At 77.1% G+C, this 19,101-nt stretch carries 19 protein-coding genes; 15 read left to right on the forward strand and 4 right to left on the reverse strand.

Going from position 1 to position 19,101, the window contains the following annotated elements:
- The first annotated feature begins 74 nt into the window (after positions 1-74).
- A complete protein-coding gene (locus FHX36_RS00775; RefSeq protein WP_220035860.1) occupies positions 75-971 on the forward strand; it encodes a potassium channel family protein in 897 nt (298 codons plus the stop codon).
- 48 nt (positions 972-1,019) lie between these two features.
- Here the strand turns inward: FHX36_RS00775 and FHX36_RS00780 are convergent, their stop codons facing one another.
- On the reverse strand, positions 1,020-1,238 hold the full coding sequence (locus tag FHX36_RS00780; protein WP_258372627.1) for a hypothetical protein: 219 nt from the start codon (positions 1,236-1,238) through the stop codon (positions 1,020-1,022).
- 114 nt (positions 1,239-1,352) lie between these two features.
- Between FHX36_RS00780 and FHX36_RS00785 the strand changes: the two genes are divergently transcribed.
- From FHX36_RS00785 to FHX36_RS00800, 4 genes are all read left to right on the forward strand, one after another.
- Positions 1,353-1,502: a hypothetical protein gene (locus tag FHX36_RS00785; RefSeq protein WP_181428691.1), complete on the forward strand. Its 150-nt coding sequence runs from the start codon at positions 1,353-1,355 to the stop codon at positions 1,500-1,502.
- Positions 1,503-1,574: 72 nt separating this feature from the next.
- On the forward strand, positions 1,575-2,372 hold the full coding sequence (locus tag FHX36_RS00790) for an SDR family NAD(P)-dependent oxidoreductase (protein WP_343056538.1): 798 nt from the start codon (positions 1,575-1,577) through the stop codon (positions 2,370-2,372).
- A gap of 129 nt (positions 2,373-2,501) precedes the next feature.
- Complete coding sequence (locus FHX36_RS00795; RefSeq protein ID WP_110551430.1) at positions 2,502-3,059, forward strand: LppU/SCO3897 family protein; 558 nt, start codon at positions 2,502-2,504, stop codon at positions 3,057-3,059.
- Positions 3,060-3,196: 137 nt separating this feature from the next.
- A complete protein-coding gene (locus FHX36_RS00800) occupies positions 3,197-4,414 on the forward strand; it encodes an acetyl-CoA C-acetyltransferase (protein ID WP_110551429.1) in 1,218 nt (405 codons plus the stop codon).
- On the opposite strand, the gene FHX36_RS00805 is transcribed toward FHX36_RS00800, so the two are convergent.
- Positions 4,407-5,426 carry a LacI family DNA-binding transcriptional regulator gene (locus FHX36_RS00805; protein WP_110551428.1) on the reverse strand — a complete coding sequence of 340 codons (1,020 nt, stop codon included), beginning with the start codon at positions 5,424-5,426 and terminating at the stop codon, positions 4,407-4,409. The genes FHX36_RS00800 and FHX36_RS00805 overlap by 8 nt on opposite strands.
- 234 nt (positions 5,427-5,660) lie before the next feature.
- Here FHX36_RS00805 and FHX36_RS00810 point away from each other — a divergent pair, with 234 nt between their 5' ends.
- The 7 genes from FHX36_RS00810 to FHX36_RS00840 all read left to right on the forward strand — a co-directional run bounded on the left by FHX36_RS00810 (position 5,661) and on the right by FHX36_RS00840 (position 14,105).
- Positions 5,661-9,104: a TM0106 family RecB-like putative nuclease gene (locus FHX36_RS00810; protein ID WP_183513419.1), complete on the forward strand. Its 3,444-nt coding sequence runs from the start codon at positions 5,661-5,663 to the stop codon at positions 9,102-9,104.
- A gap of 216 nt (positions 9,105-9,320) precedes the next feature.
- A complete protein-coding gene (locus FHX36_RS00815) occupies positions 9,321-10,277 on the forward strand; it encodes a siderophore-interacting protein (RefSeq protein WP_183513420.1) in 957 nt (318 codons plus the stop codon).
- A gap of 20 nt (positions 10,278-10,297) precedes the next feature.
- Complete coding sequence (locus tag FHX36_RS00820) at positions 10,298-10,444, forward strand: hypothetical protein (RefSeq protein ID WP_181428978.1); 147 nt, start codon at positions 10,298-10,300, stop codon at positions 10,442-10,444.
- A gap of 4 nt (positions 10,445-10,448) precedes the next feature.
- Positions 10,449-10,850, forward strand: coding sequence for a hypothetical protein (locus FHX36_RS00825; RefSeq protein WP_183513422.1), 402 nt, complete (start codon positions 10,449-10,451; stop codon positions 10,848-10,850).
- Positions 10,851-10,964: 114 nt separating this feature from the next.
- Positions 10,965-12,170 carry a hypothetical protein gene (locus tag FHX36_RS00830; protein ID WP_183513423.1) on the forward strand — a complete coding sequence of 402 codons (1,206 nt, stop codon included), beginning with the start codon at positions 10,965-10,967 and terminating at the stop codon, positions 12,168-12,170.
- Between the two features lie 55 nt (positions 12,171-12,225).
- Positions 12,226-13,464 carry a sensor histidine kinase gene (locus tag FHX36_RS23735; RefSeq protein ID WP_110554301.1) on the forward strand — a complete coding sequence of 413 codons (1,239 nt, stop codon included), beginning with the start codon at positions 12,226-12,228 and terminating at the stop codon, positions 13,462-13,464.
- Positions 13,465-13,481: 17 nt separating this feature from the next.
- Positions 13,482-14,105: a response regulator gene (locus FHX36_RS00840; RefSeq protein ID WP_258373069.1), complete on the forward strand. Its 624-nt coding sequence runs from the start codon at positions 13,482-13,484 to the stop codon at positions 14,103-14,105.
- On the opposite strand, the gene FHX36_RS00845 is transcribed toward FHX36_RS00840, so the two are convergent.
- Positions 14,081-14,914, reverse strand: a complete 834-nt coding sequence (locus tag FHX36_RS00845) for a DUF6597 domain-containing transcriptional factor (protein ID WP_221202734.1) — start codon at positions 14,912-14,914, stop codon at positions 14,081-14,083. The two genes, FHX36_RS00840 and FHX36_RS00845, sit on opposite strands and share 25 nt — an antisense overlap.
- A 60-nt stretch (positions 14,915-14,974) precedes the next feature.
- On the opposite strand from FHX36_RS00845, the gene FHX36_RS00850 reads away from it, so the two are divergent.
- Positions 14,975-15,577 carry a TIGR03086 family metal-binding protein gene (locus FHX36_RS00850; protein WP_110554450.1) on the forward strand — a complete coding sequence of 201 codons (603 nt, stop codon included), beginning with the start codon at positions 14,975-14,977 and terminating at the stop codon, positions 15,575-15,577.
- Positions 15,578-15,581: 4 nt separating this feature from the next.
- On the opposite strand, the gene FHX36_RS00855 is transcribed toward FHX36_RS00850, so the two are convergent.
- The gene (locus tag FHX36_RS00855) at positions 15,582-16,538 is read right to left on the reverse strand and encodes a hypothetical protein (protein WP_183513424.1); all 957 of its coding nucleotides are present in this window, start codon (positions 16,536-16,538) and stop codon (positions 15,582-15,584) included.
- 231 nt (positions 16,539-16,769) lie between these two features.
- Between FHX36_RS00855 and FHX36_RS00860 the strand changes: the two genes are divergently transcribed.
- Both FHX36_RS00860 and FHX36_RS00865 read left to right on the forward strand, forming a co-directional pair.
- On the forward strand, positions 16,770-18,101 hold the full coding sequence (locus tag FHX36_RS00860) for an MFS transporter (RefSeq protein ID WP_183513425.1): 1,332 nt from the start codon (positions 16,770-16,772) through the stop codon (positions 18,099-18,101).
- 20 nt (positions 18,102-18,121) lie between these two features.
- The gene (locus FHX36_RS00865; protein ID WP_343056541.1) at positions 18,122-19,072 is read left to right on the forward strand and encodes a pyridoxal-phosphate dependent enzyme; all 951 of its coding nucleotides are present in this window, start codon (positions 18,122-18,124) and stop codon (positions 19,070-19,072) included.
- Positions 19,073-19,101 lie beyond the last annotated feature (29 nt).

The raw sequence follows: 19,101 nt of genomic DNA on the forward strand, positions 1-19,101 counted from the left end.
GGGCCGATCCTCACACGCGCCGGCGCGCGCCCGGTCGGCGCCTGCCGGCCCGGTCGTCCTGGCACGCTGCACGGGTGTCCGGAGTGCAGGCGTGGGCGGTCACCGCCCTCGGCGCGGCCGTGCTGGCCGTCGGGTTGCGGGACGTCTTCCACACGCTGTGGCACCCCAGCGGTCACGGGGGCGTGAGCCGCCGGGTGATGGCCGCGGTGTGGCGGGCCGGGCGGCGCGCCCGGCAGCAGGGCCGGTCTAGCGTGCTGGCCGGCCCGCTGGCGATGGTGGTCGTCGTGTTCACCTGGGTGACCCTGGTGGTGCTGGGCTGCACGCTCGTCTACTGGCCGCACCTGCCCGCCGGCTTCGTCACGAGCAGCGAGCTGGAGTTCCAGGAGGGGCCGCTGTTCCTGGACGCGCTCTACCTGTCGACGGTCACCGTGGCCACGCTCGGCTTCGGCGACATCGTGCCGGTGTCGGAGTGGCTGCGGGTGCTCGTCCCGCTGCAGGCGCTCATCGGCTTCGCCCTGGTGACGGCCGCGGTGACCTGGGTGCTGCAGATCTACCCGGCGCTGACCCGGCGGCGGGCGCTGGCGATCCGGCTCTCCCTCCTGCACCGGGTCGACGCCCGCCGGCTGGTCGACGACGCGGACAGCGACCTGGCCGCGCCCGTGCTGGAGAGCCTGGCCACCGAGCTGGTGCAGAGCCGGGTCGACCTCACCCAGTACTCCGAGACCTACTACTTCCGGGACGGCGACGACCAGGCCTCGCTGCCGGCGATGCTGGGCGTGGCCGTGCACCTGCGGGGAGCGGCGCGGGAGGCGCCGCGCTCCGACGTCCGGATCGCCGGGGAGCTGCTGGGGCACGCGATCGACGACTTCGCCCGGATCGTGGCCCTGCAGTTCCTGCGTGACGGCCTCCCCCCGGACGACGTGGTGGACGCCTACGCCGCCGACCACGGGCACCAGGTCACCCGCCCCTGACCCGACGGGCAGCGGGGCTCAGGGCAGCGGGGCTCAGGGCAGCGGGGCTCAGGGCAGCGGGTCGACCCGGCGCAGGAACGACCGCAGCGCGAGGTGGTGCGACAGCGGCTCGCGGTGCTCGGCGCACGCCGTCCACACCTTCTCCCGGTCCGGCGCGTGCAGCTTCGGGTTGTTCCAGACCAGCGCGAAGCCGGCCGGTTCGCGGCAGCCCTTCGCAGAGCAGATGACCGTCTCCTCGCCCACGTCCAGCAGTCTCGTCCCCGGCACCCAGGGAACTGTCAGGGGGGAGTGCCAGCCTCACCGCAGGCCGTACCCCCTGCTCCCGGGTGCGGCGCCACCGTCCGCCGGGCGGTGCCTGCGCTCCGGGTGAGAGGACCGTCGATGACCGCTCCGACGATCGAGTCGGCCCTGCTGGTCTCCGCCCGCCAGCTCGCCGAGGAGGCCCGCGAGCGCCGCTGGGCCGGCCCTGCGCAGCGCCGTCGTCCGGTCCCGCTCGTCGTCCGCCCGGGTCGCCGCACCGCCGGGCGCTGACGCCCGGATCCGTCCTCGGAGCGGGTTCGGCCGGCGCGGCGGAGGGGTACCCGGGCCGACATGACGCAGAACGTGACAGAGCCCCAGATCAAGCCCCTCGCGCTCGTCACCGGTGCCTCCAGCGGCATCGGGTTCGAGCTCGCCAAGCAGTTCGCCGAGCACGGCTACGACGTGGTGGTGAACGCCGAGGACGCCGGGATCGAGAAGGCCGCGATGCTCGTGCAGGCCTCCGGCGCCCAGGTGATCCCGGTGCAGGCCGACCTGCGCACCGAGCAGGGGGTCGCCCAGCTGTGGTCCCGGGTGCAGGAGCTCGGCCGGCCGCTGGAGGCCGCCGCGATCAACGCCGGCGTGGGCCAGAGCGGGTCGTTCGTCGACACCGACTGGGCCGACGACCTGTCGATCATGCAGCTGAACGTGGTGTCCACCGCCGCGCTGCTCAAGCTGGCGCTGGTCGAGATGACCGCCCGCGACTCCGGCCGGGTGCTGGTCACCTCCTCGATCGCCTCGACCATGCCCGGCGCCTACCAGCCGGTCTACAACGCCTCCAAGTCCTTCGTGCAGTCGCTGACCGAGGCGGTGCAGACCGAGCTCAAGGACAAGAAGTCCTCGGTCACCGTCACCGCGCTGATGCCCGGGCCGACCGACACCGACTTCTTCGACCGGGCCGGCCTGGACGACACCTCGATGGGCCAGGGCCCCAAGGACCCGGCCGACGAGGTGGCTGCGCAGGGCTTCGAGGCGATGATGGCCGGCGAGCGCAAGGTGGTCGCCGCGTCGAAGGCCGTGAAGGCCCAGGCAGCCGCGAACAAGGTGCTGCCCGACGCCGTCAAGGCGGCCGCGCACAAGGTGATGGCCAAGCCGAAGGACTGACCTCGGGGCTGCGCGTCACGTCCCTCGGGAGGGGGACGTGACGCGCCGACTGTGGGCGGACGGTGCGCTCCCTGAGCGCTGATGAGACAAGATCTGCCCCGACCGCACCCCTGAGACCAGGAGATCGATGTGAGCACCCCCGGCCCCGGCGGCCCCCAGCCGCCCGAGCAGAACCCCGGCCAGCCGGGCCAGCCCGCGAGCTGGGGTCAGCAGCCGCCCGCCGGCCAGCAGCCGCAGCAGCCCTGGGGCACCCCCGACCAGCCGGCCGCGCCGCAGGGCTTCGGCCAGCCGGCCGGTCAGCCCTTCGGCGGCCAGCCGGGTGGCGCGACGCCGTTCGGCCAGCCCGCCGAGCCGCAGAAGCCCAAGCGCAAGTGGCTGCCGATCGTCGGCGGTGTGATCGCCCTGCTCGTCGTCCTGGGTGCGCTGACCACCTTCCTCGGCGCCGGCGAGCCGGAGGTCGGTGACTGCATCCAGCAGACCGACGCCTCCGAGTTCGAGACCGTCGACTGCGACTCCGACGAGGCGCAGTACCGGATCGAGGGCACCGACTCGGACATGACCGGCGACGAGTTCAACGCCGCCGCCGACACCGACCTCTGCGAGGACGTCCCGAGCACCACGTTCGTGCTGTGGTCGGGCACCGACGAGTCCGAGGACGGCAACGTCTACTGCGCGTCGGACGTCTGATCCGCCGCTGAGCACCGCTGCGACGCCCCTCCCGGTCCGTCCGGGAGGGGCGTCGTCGCGTCCCGGGCCGGTTCCGGCTTCCACCCAGCGGTCGGTCGGGCTGCGCCGGGGTGGGGGAGCGGTGGCAGAGTTGGGGCATGGACGACGTCGTCATCTGCTCCCCGCTGCGCACCCCGGTCGGCCGCTTCGGCGGGGTCTTCGCCGGGTTGAGCGCCAACCAGCTGGCCGCCGCCGCGCTCCGCGGGCTGGCCGAGCGCACCGGGCTCGGTGAGGGCGAGGTCGACGACGTCATCCTCGGCAACTGCAGCCCGAGCGGGGAGAACCCGGCCATCGGGCGGATCGCCGCCCTGGACGCCGGGCTCGGCGTGCAGGTGCCCGGGCTGCAGATCGACCGGCGCTGCGGCTCCGGGCTGCAGGCGGTGATCTACGCCGCGATGCAGGTCGCCGCCGGTGCCGGGAAGGTCGTCGTCGCCGGTGGCGTGGAGTCGATGAGCAACGTCGAGCACTACGCGCTGGGGCTGCGCACCGGCGCCAAGGGCGACGGCGTCATGCTGCACGACCGGCTGGCCCGCGCCCGGGAGACCGCCGGCGGCATCCACCACCCGGTGCCCGGCGGCATGCTGGAGACGGCGGAGAACGTGCGCCGGGAGTACAAGATCGACCGGCTGGAGCAGGACGCCTGGGCGCTGCGCTCGCAGCAGGCCGCGGGCGCGGCGATCCGCGAGGGGCGCTTCGCCGACGAGATCATCGGCGTCGAGGTGCCAGCCACCCGGAAGACCCCGGCCCGGCTGGTCACCGAGGACGAGCACCCCCGCCCGGAGACCACCATCGAGGACCTCGCCAAGCTGCGCCCGGTCATGGGCGCGGTCGACCCCGAGGCGACGGTGACCGCCGGCAACGCCTCCGGGCAGAACGACGGCGCCGCGGTCTGCCTCGTCACCACCCGCGACGAGGCCGAGCGCCGCGGCTGGGAGCCGATGGTGCGGCTGGTCGGCTGGTCGGTGGCGGGCGTGCCGCCGGAGACCATGGGCATCGGCCCGGTGCCGGCCACCGCCGCGGTGCTCGAGCGGACCGGCCTGCAGCTGTCCGACATGGACCTCATCGAGCTCAACGAGGCCTTCGCCAGCCAGGTCCTCGCCTGCCTCGGCGAGTGGGGCCTGGAGGGCGAGGACCGCGACCGGGTGAACGTCAACGGGTCGGGCATCTCCCTCGGCCACCCCGTCGGCGCCACGGGTGCCCGCATCCTGGCCACCCTCGCGCACGAGATGCGCCGCCGCGAGGCGCGCTACGGCCTGGAGACGATGTGCATCGGCGGCGGCCAGGGGCTCGCCGCGGTGTTCGAGCGGGTCAGCTGACCCGCGGCGGCGCGGTGGAGCCGCGGACGACGAGCAGCGGCTCCACCAGCTCCGCCCGCCGCACCGGCTCGTCGACGCCCGCGCCGGTGAGCTGGGCGAGCAGCAGGGCCGCCGCCCGCTGCGCCTGCAGCGCAGCCCGGTTGTCGACCGTGGTCAGCGGTGGCGACCACCAGCTGTAGAACGGCTCGTCCTCGGTGCAGACCACCGACAGCTCACCGGGCACCTCCAGCCCCCGCTCGCCCAGCGCGGGCAGCGCACCGAAGGACGCCTCGTGGTTGCTCACCAGCAGCGCGGTCGGCGGCTCGGGATGGGCCATCAGCTCCTTCGCCGCGGCCTGGCCGACGTCGGGGGTGAACGGGCCGCGGTGGACGAGGTCCGGGTCGACGGGGAGCCCCGCGGCGGCCATCGCGGCGGTGAAGCCGGCGTGGTGCAGCCGGCCGGAGGTCACCTCCGGCGGGCCGCCGATCACCCCGATGCGCACGTGCCCGAGCCCGATCAGGTGCTCGGTGGCGAGCCGGGCGGCCTGCTCGTAGGCCGACATGACCGACGGGGCCAGCGACCCGGGCACCTCGCGGTTCATCGTCACCACGGCGCGGCCGTCCTCCACCAGCCCGTTCACCAGGTCGGTGTTGGCGCCGGACCCGGCCACCACCACGCCGTCGAAGTGGTGGGCGCGCACCGACCGCAGGAAGTCGGCCTCGCGGTCGGGGTTGCCGCCGGTGGTGCAGACCAGCACCTGGTAGTCGTGGTCGCCGGCCCAGGACTGCAGCGTCTCGGCGATCGTGTGGAAGGTCGCCGTCCGCAGGTTGTTGACCACCAGCCCGAGCAGCCCGGTGCGCCGGGTGCGCAGCGCGCTGGCGGTCCGGTTCGGCTGGTAGCGCAGCGCGGCGGCGGCCGCCTCCACCCGGGCCCGGGTCGTGGGCAGGACGCTCGGGTGCCCGGAGAGGGCGCGGCTGGCTGTGCTGGTGCTGACCCCAGCGGCCACCGCGACGGAGTTCAGCGTCGCCGGCACAGCTGATTCCTACCGGGACGCATCCGTGGCGAAACGGCTGCCCCGGCCGCCCGCCGGGGGTCGTAGGTGTGCTTCCGGCCGGGGTGCACGAGGCGATGTGCCGATGTGCACACGGGTCGTGTGCCACCCGGTGCAGCCCGCCCGGACCGGCGGCGGGGGAGGGCCCGGAACCGTCGGACCCCCGCCGTACGGTCGGCTGCGGCTCCTCCACCGGGGGTCGGGACAGGGGGCAGCGTGTACGAGTCCGACGCCGCACTGGTCGTCAGCGCCAGCGACCTGACCGGCTTCCTGGAGTGCGAGCACCTCACCCGGCTCTCCCTCGAGGTCGCCCGGGGCCTCCGGTCCCGGCCCGCGGCGGTCGACCCGATGACCCAGCTGGTCGCCCAGCACGGCATCGACCACGAGGCCCGGCACGTCCAGCGGCTGCGCGACCGCGGGCTGTCGGTCGTCGAGATCGACGCACCGACCGGCAAGGACGCCGCCGGGCTGCGCCGCGCCCAGGCCGACACCCTCGCCGCGATGCGGGCCGGCGCCGATGTCGTCTACCAGGCCACCTTCTTCGACGGCACGTGGCGCGGGCACGCCGACTTCCTGCTCAAGCGCACCGACCGGGCCAGCGACCTCGGCCCGTGGGCCTACGACGTCGCCGACACCAAGCTCGCCCGGCGGATCAAGGTCCCGGCGCTGCTGCAGATGGCGCTCTACGGCGACCTCCTGGCCGGCCTCCAGGGCGTGCCCCCGGAGCTGCTCACCGTGGTCACCGGCGACCAGCAGGAGCTGGTGTTCCGCTACTCCGACGCCGAGGCCTACGCCCGGGCGGCCCGCGACCGCTTCCAGCAGCGGCTGGCCGACGGCGAGCTGGCCGCGCCCTACCCCAACGCGCACTGCGGCGTGTGCCCCTGGCGGGAGACCTGCACGGCCCGCTGGGAGGAGGAGGACTCGCTGTCGCTGGTCGCCTTCATGCGCCGCGACCACGCCACCGCGCTGGCCGAGGCCGGCATCACCACGGTCGCCGAGCTGGCCGCCCGCCGTCCCGAGGAGCTGCCCGACGCGGTCGGCCGCACCTCCCGGGAGCGGCTCACCCAGCAGGCGCGGCTCCAGCTCGCCGAGCGGGTGACCGGCGCCCCCTCCTACGAGTTCCTGCCCCGCGAGCACGGCCGGGGCTTCGAGCTGCTGCCCCCGCCCAGCCGGGGCGACCTGTTCTTCGACATCGAGGGCGACCCGTTCGCCGGCGACGCGGGCCTCGAGTACCTCTGGGGCGTGCTGGACACCGCCGGGGAGTTCACCGCCTTCTGGGGCTGCGACCCGGCGGCCGCCGACCAGTCCGCGGCCGAGCGGGCCGCGTTCGAGGCCCTCGTCGACCACCTGAGCGCGGTGCACGCCGCCGACCCGTCGATGCACGTCTTCCACTACGCGCCGTACGAGCCGACCCGGCTCAAGACGCTCTCCGCGCGGCTCCAGACCCGCGAGGCCGAGGTCGACCGGCTGCTCCGGGCCGACGTGCTGGTCGACCTGTACGCGGTGGTCCGCCAGGGGCTGCGGCTGAGCAAGGCGTCGTACTCCATCAAGCAGGTCGAGGACTTCTACCGCGGCCACACCCGGGCCCACGACGAGGAGGTCTCCGACGCGGGCGAGAGCATCGTCGCCTTCGAGCGATGGCTGGCCACCCGCGACCAGGCCCTGCTGGACCAGATCGAGGCCTACAACCGCGACGACTGCGTCTCCACCCGCGAGCTGCGCGACTGGCTGGAGGGGCGGCGCACCGAGCTGCTCGCGTCCGGCGCGCTGCTGCGCCGGCCCGAGGACGGCGACCCGGACGGCTCCGCGGAGAACGCCGCGGCCCAGGGGCTGCGCGAGGAGCTCGAGCAGCGGCTGGTCGCCGACCTGCCCGACACCGGTCGCACGCCCGAGCAGGAGGCGACCTGGCTGCTCGCCCAGCAGCTGGGCTGGCACGCCCGCGAGGCGCGGTCGGCGTGGTGGGAGTACTTCCGGCTGCGCGACCTGCCGGCCGACGAGCTCGAGCGGGAGACCGCCGCCCTCGGTCCGCTGGAGGGGCCGGAGCTGGTCGGTGCGGACAAGCGGTCCCAGCACTGGCGGTACCGCTTCCCGCCGCAGGAGACCAAGGTGTCGGCCGGCAGCCGGTTCGAGCACCTGCTGCCCGCCGCCGACGGCACCCGGATCACCAGCTCGGTGGTGGAGGTCGACCCCACGGCCGGCTGGGTGGTGCTCTCCCGCGGCAGCAGCTCACCGCACGACCACCCGACCGGGCTGCTGCCCACGTCGCCGCCGAGCGACAGGCTGTTCCGGGCGGCGCTGCACGACCTCGGCGAGCAGGTGGCCGGCTGCGGGGTCGACGGGCCCGGTCCGTGGCGGGCGGCCCGCGACCTGCTGCTGCGCCGGCCACCACGGCTCGCCGCCGGCACCGCGCTGCGGCTCCCGGGCGAGGGGGCCGCCGAAGCCGTCCGTCGGCTGGCCGGCCGGCTCGACGGTGGGGTCCTCGCCGTGCAGGGCCCGCCCGGGGCGGGCAAGACCTACACCGGTGCCCGGGCCGTCGTCGACCTGGTCCGCGCCGGCAAGCGGGTGGGGCTGACCGCCTCCAGCCACAAGGTGATCGGCAACCTGCTCGACGCGGTGATGGCCGCGGCCCGTGAGGCGGGCGTGCCCGTCCGCGCCCTGCAGAAGGCCGACGACCTGCAGCGGTGCAGCGACGCCGACGTGCAGTGCGTGGGCAGCAACGGGCAGGTCGTCGACGCCCTCGACGGCGGCGACGTCGACCTGGTGGCCGGCACCTCCTGGCTGTTCGCCCGGCCCGACCTGGCCGGGCGGCTCGACGTGCTGGTCGTAGACGAGGCCGGCCAGCTGTCGCTGGCGAACACCCTGGCGGTCAGCCGCGCGGCGGCGAACCTGGTGCTGCTCGGCGACCCGCAGCAGCTGCGCCAGCCCGGCCGCGGCATCCACCCCGACGGCGCCGACGTCTCGGCGCTGCAGCACGTGCTCGGCGACGACGAGGTGCTCACCGACGACCGCGGCGTCTTCCTCGACCGCAGCTGGCGGATGGCCCCGGCGCTGTGCCGGGTGGTCTCCGAGCTCTCCTACCGCGGCGAGCTGCAGCCCGCGCCGGTGACCGCGGGCAACGCCGTCGACGTTCCCGCGCGCTGGGCCGCGCCGGCCGGCATCGGCTGGGTGCCGGTGGTGCACGAGGGCAACGGGTCGGCGTCCGCGGAGGAGGCCGCCGTGGTCGCCGCGCTGATCACCGACCTGATGGGCTGCAGCTGGCGCAGCGCCGGGGTGGAGGCGGTCATGCGGCCGTCCGACGTGCTGGTCGTGACGCCGTACAACGCGCAGGTGAACCAGGTGCGGGGTGCGCTGGCCGCGGTCGGGCTGGGCGGGGTGGAGGTGGGCACGGTCGACAAGTTCCAGGGCCGCGAGGCCGCGGTCGCCGTGTTCACGCTGGCGGCGTCCAGCGGTGCGCACGTGCCCCGGCGGCTGGACTTCCTGCTCGACCGGCACCGGCTCAACGTGGCGCTGTCCCGGGCCAAGACGGTCGCCTACCTGGTCGGCAGCCCGGCGCTGCTCACCTCGCCGGTGCAGACCCCCGAGCAGCTGCGCCTGGTCAACGGCCTCTGCCGGCTGGTCGAGACCGCCACCGCCGCCGCGCTGGCCCCCGCCGGTCGGTGACTGACGACCTCCGGGTCGCGCCTCCGCCCAGCTCGGCGGTCGTCCGCGACCGGTTCCGCCGGCAGGGCCGCCGGGACACGGTCGTCGAGCGCATCTGCGCGGAGGTGGCCGCGGGGAGATCTCCGGCCGGCCGTTCCGTTCCCGGGCCTGGTTAGGCTAGCCTCACCAAGGTCGGTCCCCGCTGGAGCCGGCAGGACGAGCACCGGGAGACGAGCGATGACGACGGCCACCACCGAACGGCCCGCGGCGGCGCTTCCCGTCCAGCAGCCGGTGTCCGCGCCGGAGTACCGGTTCTTCTCCGCCACCGTCGCCCGCGTGCAGCGGCTGAGCCCCAGCTTCCTCCGGCTCACCTTCGCCGGCCCCGAGCTCACCGGCTTCGGCGCCGGCGGGGCCGACCAGCGGATCAAGCTGGTCCTCTCCCGCGACGGCGCCCCGGTCGGCGACCTGCTCACCGACGGCCCCGGCTGGTACCAGGACTACTGCGCCCTCCCCGACGATCGCCGCCCGTACCTGCGCACCTACACCGTCCGCGACGCCCGCCCGCAGCTCGGCGAGATCGTCGTCGACGTCGTGCTGCACGGCGTCGACGACGGCCACCCCGGCCCCGCCGCCGGCTGGGCAGCCGCCGCGGTCGTCGGCGACCCGGTCGTCGTGCTCGGCCCCGACCGCCCCGGCACCGGCCGCGCCTGGGGCGTCGAGTGGGCCCCGCCGGCCGAGGGCACGCTGTTCCTCGCCGGCGACGAGACCGCGGTCCCGGCGATCAGCGCCATCGTCGAGGCGCTGCCCGCGGGCCGGCGCACCGTGGCCGTGCTGGAGGTCCCCGACGCCGGCGACGTGCTGTCCCTCGTCGTCCCGGCCGGTGTCGAGGTCCGCTGGCTGGTGCGCGGCCGGCGCGCCCGCGGCGAGGCCCTCGGCCCGGCGGTGCACGCCGCGCTCTGCGAGCTGGGCGTCGCGGCACCGGCCGCCGGCGTCGAGCCCGAGGACGTCGACCTCGACGGCGGCATCCTCTGGGAGGTCCCCGAGGCCGGCGCCGACGGCTGCTACGCCTGGCTCGCCGGTGAGGCCGGGATGGTCAAGAAGCTGCGCCGCCGGCTGGTCCGCGACCTCGGCGTCCCGCGCACCTCGGTGGCCTTCATGGGCTACTGGCGGCTGGGCGCCGCCGAGGGCAGCTGACCGCCCGCTACGGTCGGACCGTGGCCCGCTTCCTCCTCCTGCTGCTCGCCGTCTGGCTGGTCCTGATCGTGGTCGGCTGGGTGGTCAAGGGCCTGTTCTGGCTCGCCGTCGTCGGCCTGCTCTTCTTCATCGGGACCGCCGTCCTCAGCTCCTCGCGGCGCCGCTGACCCGGTGACCGTCGTGCTGGTCGACGTCGCCAACGCCGTCGGCTCGCGGCCCGACGGCTGGTGGCGCGACCGCGCCGGGGCCACCACCCGGCTGCTCGACCGGCTGGCACCGCTGCTCGGCACCGAGTTCACCGGGCCGGACGGCGCCACCGTCTCCGTCGGCGCTCTCGTGGCGGTCGTGGAGGGCCGGGCCCGGCACGTCGCGGCACCACCCGGCGTGCGCGTGGTCCGGGCCGAGGGCAACGGCGACGACGCGCTGGCCGCTGTCGCCGCCGAGTTGGCCGACGGCGGCGACGCCCTGCTGGTGGTCACCTCCGACCGCGGCCTGCGCGACCGGCTGCCGGCCACCGCGCGGGTCACCGGACCCGGCTGGCTGCTCGCCGCGGCCGACGCGGCGGCCGGGTAGCCCCCCCGCCCGGCGGAGACGGTTCCCCCGCGCGGGGGAGCCCCGGCGCCGCCGCCGCCCCGAGGCTGGACGTGCCCCCGGGACCGGCCCGGGCCGCACCTCCGGAGGTCCGCGGTGACCGTCACCCCCACGCCCGAGGCACCACCCCGCACCACGGCTGCACCCCCGTCCCGCACCGTGCAGCGATTGCTGCTGGGCGCGGCCGGCTGGAGCCTCGCGCAGCTGCTGATCGCGCTGCGCTGGCTGCTCGACCCGGGCAGCTGGCCCGGCTTCGACGACGACGGGCGGGTGGGCCTCCTCGCCGTGCTGCACCGCGTCCCGTCGGCGTGGGCGCTGATCGGGCTGGCCGCGGCCGGCCTGCTGCTCGCCGCCCTGGCCACCCGGCGCCCGGCGTCCCGGGCGGTCGCCGGCGCGCTGGCGGTCCAGACCGGGCTGCTGCTGGTGGTCTCCGCCGACGTCGGCGTGCTGACCCTGCTCGGCTACCTCTGCGCGATCGTCGGCCCGGCCGCCTTCCTGGTCGTCTTCCTCGTCGGTGCGGTGCGCGCCCGGCGGGCCCGGCCGTGGCTGCTGGGCGTGCTGGCCCTCGTCGTGGCGGGCGTCGCCTCCGGGGTGCTGCGCCCCGGCACCGTCGGCCGGCTGGCCGGTGAGCTGGGCGACGGCTTCGCCCGCCATGCCGGCCCGCCGGCCCACCTGGGGCTGGTGCTCGTCGGTGCCGCGCTGTTCGGCACCGCCGCGGTGCTGCTGCGGCGTGCGGCCACCGGGCGCTGCCGCGCGTGCGGCCGGCCCGGCGCCCGGTGGACCGAGCCGGACGCCGTCCGCCGGTGGAGCCGGATCGCCACCTGGACAGCCGTCGCCGGCCCGCTGCCCTACGCGCTGGTCAGGATGACCTGGCTGACCCCGTGGCCGCTGGGCATGCCCGAGGGCGGCGACCTGGAGCCGGCGATGCGGCTGTTCGGCCTCGGGCTCGGGTTCGCCGCGCTGGGCGGCGCCGTGCTGACCGCCGGGCTGGTCCGCCCGTGGGGCGAGGTCTGGCCCGGTTGGGTGCCGGTGCTCCGCGGCCGCCCGGTGCCGGTCGCCGTGCCCGTCCTCGCCGGCGGGCTGGTCGCCACCGTGCTGCTGGTGTCGACCCCCGGGATGGTGGCGCTCGCCGTCGAGGGGATCGGGGACGAGGACCCGATGGGCTGGCTGATGCTGCTGGTCTTCCCGACCCTGCCCTGGGGGCTGGCGCTGGCGGCCGCGGTCACCGGCTACGCCCTCCGCCGCCGCGGCACCTGCCGCAGCTGCGGGCGGGGCGAGCCGGCCCGGCCGGTCGGTGCCTGAGACCGCCGTCCGGTCCGGTCTTCCCGGACCGGACGGCGGCGGCCAGGATGGCGCGGTGGCACACGCGGCGCGGGGGGCTGCGGTCCGCCGGTCGCTGCTGCGCTGGCTGTACCTGCTGATCGGCGGGGCGCTCGGCATCTCGGTCGGGCTCGTGCTGGCCTGGCCCGCGGAGGCGCTCGCCACCGCGGGCCTGCCGCCCGTGGTCGCCGGGCTGCTGGTGCTGCTGCTGGTCGGCGCTCCGGTGCTGGCGATCGGCGCGCTGGGCGAGGTCCGGCCGGTGGAGGCGGTGGCCGTCGGCGGGCTGCTCGCCCCGGGGTACACCGAGCGCCCGGGCCCGGCCACCACCTGGCGGCAGCGGAGCCGCACCGCGCTGCTGCTGGCGCTGCACGTGCTGGCCGGCTCGGCCGCGGGAGCGCTGCTCGTCATCGGGTTCCCGTCCGCGGTGCTGGTCCTGGTCGAGCCGGACGGCGGTGGGGGAGTGGACCTGCTCTCCTGGGCGAGCCCCGGGCCGTGGCCGCTCCGGCTGCTGCTCGCCGTCGGCGTGCTCCTGCTCGGCGTCGTCGGCGGGGAGCTGCTCGGCCGGGGGCTGGCCGCGCTGGCGCCCCGGCTGCTCGCCGGCCCGGCGGCCGAGCGGCTGGCCGCCGCCGAGGCGTCGGTGTCGGTGCTGACCGGCCGCGACCGGCTGGCCCGCGAGCTGCACGACAGCGTCGGGCACGCGCTCAGCCTGGCCAGCGTGCAGGCCGGCGCCGCCCGCCGGCTGCTGGTGCGCGACCCGGCCGCGGCCGAGCAGGCGATCCGGGCCACCGAGGACGCCACCCGCCGCGCGCTCGTCGACCTGGACCACGTGCTGGGTCTGCTCCGCGAGGAGGAGGCCGGGCCCGGCGCGGTCGCCCCGGCCCCGGACCTGCGCGACCTCGACGCCCTGGTCGCCACCGCCCGCGCCGCCGGGGCCGCGGTGACCGTGCAGGTCAGCGGAGCGGTGGACGCCCTGCCGGCGGTGGTCTCCCGGGAGGCCTACCGGATCGTCCAGGAGGGGCTCACCAACGTGCTGCGGCACGCCCCGGGCGCCGGCTGCGCGGTGCAGGTGGACGCCGGCGGCAGCGACCTGGTGCTCCGGCTGACCAACAGCACGGCCGGCGCGGTCGTGGGGGAGACCGGCGGCGGGCGCGGCCTGCTCGGGGTGACCGAGCGCGTCCGCGACCTCCGGGGCAGCGTCACCAGCGGCCCGGACGGCGACGGCCGGTGGCAGCTCGCCGCACGGCTCCCGGTGCACGCGCGGGGGGCGGCGCGTTGACGATCCGGGTGGCCCTGGTGGACGACGAGCCGCTGATCCGCAGCGGGCTGGCCGCGGTGCTGCGCAGCGAGGACGACCTGCTCGTCGTCGGCGAGGCCGGCGACGGCGCCGACGTGCTGGACCTGGTGGGCCGCACCGCGCCCGACGTCGTGCTGATGGACGTGCGGATGCCCGGCGTCGACGGGATCGCCGCCACCCGCGCCCTGGTCCGGGCCGGGTCGGCCGCCCGGGTGCTGGTGCTGACCACCTTCGCCAACGACGACCACGTCGTCGAGGCGCTCGCCGCGGGGGCCGACGGGTTCCTGCTCAAGCGCTCGTCGCCGGAGGAGCTGCTGCACGGCATCCGCACCGTCGCCCGCGGGGAGTCGCTGCTCTTCCCCGACGCGGTGCGCGAGCTGGCCCGGCGGCACGTCCGGGCCCCGGACCCGGCCGGCGCCCCCGGGCTGGACCGGCTCACCGCCCGCGAGCAGGAGGTGCTCCGGCTGATGGCCGAGGGGCTGAGCAACGCCGAGATCGCCGAGCGGCTGGTGCTGGGCGTGGAGACCGTGCGCAGCCACGTGGCCGCCGTGCTGGCCAAGACCGGCACCCGGGACCGCACCCAGGCGGTCGTGCTGGCCTACCGCTCGGGCTTCGTCGGCTGACCGGCCGCAGCCCGGGCGTAGCGGGCCGGTGGCTCGCCGACGACCCGGGCGAAGTCGCGCACCAGGTGCGACTGGTCGGCGTACCCGAGCTCGGTGGCCAGCGCCGCCCAGGCCACCGGGCCACCGGACGCCCGGGCCGCTGCCTCGTGCAGCCGGGCGCACCGCACCAGCCAGGTCGGGCCCACGCCCACCCACTCCGCGCACAGCCGCTGCAGGCTGCGCACGCCCAGCCCGGCAAGCTCGGCCAGGTCGGCGGCCCGCCGGATCGACGGATCGTGCTGCACCTGCTCGACCAGGCCGGCCACCCGGTCGACGGTCGGGTCCGGCGCCGGGCGCAGCGGCACCAGGGCGGCGTCGACCAGGGCGGCCGCGGCGGCGGCGTCCGGGGCGTCCTGCACGGCGGCGCTCAGGGCTGCGGCGTCCAGCTCCGCCAGCTCGCGCACCGGTGCCTCGCGGTCGGTGAGCGCCGACACGGGGCCAGCCAGCCACGGCCGGGCCCCGCCGGGGCGGAACCGGACGCCGATCACCCGGCCGGCGCCGGTGAGCCGGTACTCGAACGCCGCCCGGCGCCGGCTCAGCCCGGTGACCCGGGACAGCGCCGGTTCGAAGGACAGGTGCACCGAGGGGTTGGGCAGGATCCGCTGCACGTGCGCCGGCCGCCCGGTGCGGTCCCACTGCACCGACCACAGGTACTCCACGAACGGCGCCAGCTCGGCCGAGGGCGGGTACCGGCCCAGCGCGAACGCGTCGGCCGCTGCCCGCGCGTGCAGGATGCCGCGCGGGTCGCCGGCCGGCTCGGGGACGCCCACGCCCGGGATTGTGTCGCGGAAGTGCAAGACCGCGGACGGCGGCGAGGGCAGGCTGGGGCCATGACCGAGACCCTCACCCCCACGTCCGCGGTGCGCGCCGCCTCCGACCTGGCGGCCGGTCCGCTCCGCGCCGTCACCGCCGGCCAGCTCACCGCGGCCACCCCGTGCCGCGACTACGACGTCCGCGCGCTCGTCGACCACCTGGCCTGGGCGGCCGTGCTCTCCCAGCGGTCGGCCACCCGCACCCCGTTCGAGCACGACTGGAGCAGCCTCACCCCGGCGCCCTTCCTGGACGGCGTGCCGGTGGAGCAGTGGGCGGCCGCCGTCCCCGCCGAGCTGGACACCGCGGCCGACGCCTGGGCCGACCCGGCCGCCTGGGAGGGGGAGACCCTGATGGGCACCGCACCCATGCCCGCGGAGGTGGTCGGGCCGATGATGCTCGCCGAGTTCGTGCTGCACGGCTGGGACCTGGCCCGGGCGGTCGGGGCGCCCTACGACGTCCCGGCCGAGCTGGGGGCGGCCGTGCTCGCCGCCGTGCAGCCGCTCGCCCAGATGGGCCGGGACGGCGGCTGGTACGGACCCGAGGTGCCGGTGCCCGCCGACGCCCCGGCCTTCGACCGGGCGCTCGGGCTCACCGGCCGCGACCCGGCCTGGGGCGGCTGATCCCTCAGCCGGCGGGCACCAGGGTCAGCCGGGTCGAGCGGCGCCGGCCGGGCAGGCAGGCCACCGCGGCGAGCAGCAGCGCCGCGCCGTCCTCGACCAGCGCGGCCTGCAGGTCGGGCACCCGGGCGCCGGCCCACTTCCGCCAGGCCAGCCCGCCGAACGACCCGGCGGCCGAGCCGGCGATCCCGGCGAGCACCGGAAGGGCGGCGTTGGCGCCCTGGCGGCGGGCCAGCAGCGCACCGCCGCCGGCGCCGCTGGCCAGCCGCGCGGGCAGGGCGCCGGCGCTGGTCCGCTCCGGCGTGGCCGGCTGCTTGTCGGCGTAGAGCTCCCCGGCCAGCGAGGCGAGGGAGGCGAGCTTCTTCACCGCGCCGGTGTCCGCGGCGCTCAGCGTGGGCCCGGCGATGCCCAGCGAGCTCCGGCCGCCGGCGGCGACGCCCAGCAGCAGCGACCGGCCGACCAGGCCGCCGGTCGCCTTCTGCCGGGGGAGCACCCGCTCCTTCGGCGTCGGGATCGAGGAGACCACCGCCTGCGCGACCGCGCCGTAGGCCAGGTGCGGGACGGCGTCGGCGATCCAGTCCTCCCGCGACCACCTCCGCGGGTCGCTGACCCCGAGGGCGGCGACCGGGACGTCGGTGGCCGCCATCGCCGCGGCGCCCTTCACGACCGCGCCGACCGGGAACGGCATCCGCACCCCGGCCGACCGGACCAGGCTGAACACCACCCCGAGCCCCACCCCGTTGGCGATGCCGGCGAGCTCGCCCAGCCCCCGCCGGCGGGCGTCCCGGGTCGAGCCGTGGCCGGGCACCGCGGTGCCGGTGGCGTCGGCTACGGCGTCGACGAGCTGCTCGGGCACGGTGCTGGCCGGCCGGCCGCGCAGGGCCATGTCGAGGTAGGTGACGGCGTGCAGGGCGGCGGTGCCGGCAGCGCCGGCGACCAGTCCGCGGGAGAAGGTCCCGGTCATCACCGGAGCCTCTCCGGGCTCGGCGGCTGCGGCAACCGCAGGGGCGCTCGGGCCCGGCTGTGACGGACGTGACGGCACCGTGGCCACACTCACGCGCCCCGCACCCGGTCCCGGCCCGCACGGCTCGCGTGCGGCTGGCACCGTGGAGGCAGCGCCCGAGGTCGTGTGCTCCTCCGACCCCCGCCCACCGCACTGCGGTGCCGGCCGCGTCCCCTCCCCGTGAAGGTCCCCATGCTGCGTTCCGTCCTGTCCCGTGCCCGTGCCACCCCGCCCTCGCTGTCCCGGCTGCGTGCCGCCGTCGCCGTCCTGTTCGCCCTGGACGGCTTCGTCTTCGGCAGCTGGGCCGCGCGGGTCCCCGACGTCAGCGCCGCGACCGGCGCCGGTCACACCGCCCTCGGCGTCGCCCTGCTGTGCCTGTCCCTCGGTGCGCTGGCCTGCATGCACCTCACCGGCGCCCTGTGCAGCCGGCTGGGCACCGGGCTGACCGCCGCGCTGGCCGGCGTGCTCGCCAGCGTCTGCGCCGTCCTGCCCGGCCTGGCCACCGGCGTCCCGGCCCTCTGCGCCGGGCTGCTCGTCTTCGGCGCCGCGACCGGCGCGGTCAACGTCGCCGCCAACAGCGTCGGCGTGCAGGTCGAGGCCCGGGCCGGCCGGCCGCTGCTCTCCGGGCTGCACGCGGCCTTCAGCGCCGGCGGGCTGCTCGGTGCCCTGGTCGGCGGGCTCGCCTCGGCGGTGGTCGGCGTGGAGCCGCACCTGGCCGCCGTCGCCGTCCTGGGGCTGGTGGTGATGGCCTGGGCCGGCCCGGTGCTGGTGGGGGCCGATGCCGGTTCCCGCGCTGCCGCCGCCGGCCGGTCCGCCGGGGCCGACGCCGGTCCGCGGCCGACGGCGGTGCTGATCGTGCTCGGCGCCGTCGCCGGGGCCACGGCCTACGGCGAGGGTGCGCTGTCGGACTGGGGCGCGCTGCACCTGCGCGAGCAGCTGCACGCCGCCCCGGCCCTGGCCGCTGCGGGCTACGCCGGCTTCTCCTCGGCCATGGCCGCCGGCCGGCTGGCCGGGGGCCGGCTGGTGGCGGCCGTCGGCGAGCGGCGGCTGCTCGTCGGTGGCGCGCTGCTGGCCGCCGCCGGTGCGCTCACCGCGGTGACGACGGCGTCCCTGCCGGTGGCGCTGGGCGGCTTCGTGCTCGTCGGGCTCGGCCTGGCCAACGTCTTCCCGCTGGCGATCGCCCGGGCCGGCGCGCTGGGCGGGCCCTCGGGCGTCGCGCTGGCCACCACCGTCGGCTACACCGGGCTGCTCGGCGGCCCGCCGGTCATCGGCTTCCTCGCCGAGCACGCCGGGCTGCCGACGGCGCTCGGCACGGTCGCGCTGATGGCGGTGCTGGCCGCGGTGCTGGTGCTGGGCATCGAGGGGTCGGCACTGCGCCGGCCGTCGCTGCCGCGGGGCGGCTGGGCCCAGCCGGTGCTCTTCGGCCGCCGCCCGGTGGCCGTGGTGCTCGCCCCCGCCGCGGCCCGGGTGCGCCGCGGCACCGGCAGCTACGTGCGCGACCTGACGCTGCTCGAGGTGGGCTGACCACCTGGCAGGCTCGCCGGGTGACCACCGCCCCCGTGCGCCTCTCCTCCTGGCCCACCCCGCTCGACCCCGCGCCCCGGCTGGCCGCCGCGCTCGGCCTGGCGCCGGACGACCTGTGGGTCAAGCGCGACGACCTCACCTCCTTCGCCGGGGGCAACAAGGTGCGCAAGCTCGAGCACCTGGTCGGCGAGGCCGAGGCCGCCGGCGCGACGGTGCTGGTGACCAGCGGCGGGGTGCAGAGCAACCACGCCCGGATGACCGCGGCCGCCGCGGCGGTGCGCGGCCTGCGGGCGGTGCTGGTGCTCAGCGGCGAGCCCGACCCGGCACGCCCCGGGAACCTGGCGCTGGAGGAGCTGTTCGGTGCCCGCGTCGTGGTGGTGCCCCCGGGTGCGGACGTCGACGCCCGGGTGGCCGCGGTGGCGGACGAGCTGCGAGCCGCCGGTGAGGTGCCCGCCGTGCTGCCGCTGGGCGGGTCGACCGCCACCGGTGCCCGCGGCTACCTCGCCTGCGCCGCCGAGCTCTCCGAGCAGCTGCCGGACCTGCGGACGGTGGTGGCCGCGGTCGGCTCGGGCGGCACCATGGCCGGGCTGGTCGCCGGCCTCGGGGCGGAGCGGGTGCTCGGCGTGGACACCGGCGCGGTGCCCGACCCGGCGGAGCGGGTGACGACGCTGGCCACCGCGCTGGGCGCCACCCCGGGCCGGCTGGACCTGCGCCGGGACCAGGTCGGCCCCGGCTACGGCGCGCTCACCGAGGCCGGCGCCACGGCGATGACCACCGCGGCCCGCACCGAGGGCCTGGTGCTGGAGCCGGTCTACACCGCCAAGGCGCTGGCCGGGCTCACCGCCGCGGTCGCCGACGGGACGATCCGGCCCGGGCACCGCACGGTGTTCCTGCACTCCGGAGGGCTGCCCGGGCTCTTCGGGCACCCGCACGCCGCCCGGCTGGCCGGAGACCTGCTCGCCCGCTCGTGAACAACGTGTTCCGATGCGTCGCACCCCGT

Origin of the sequence: Modestobacter versicolor (assembly GCF_014195485.1) — a bacterium.
GTDB lineage: Bacteria > Actinomycetota > Actinomycetes > Mycobacteriales > Geodermatophilaceae > Modestobacter > Modestobacter versicolor.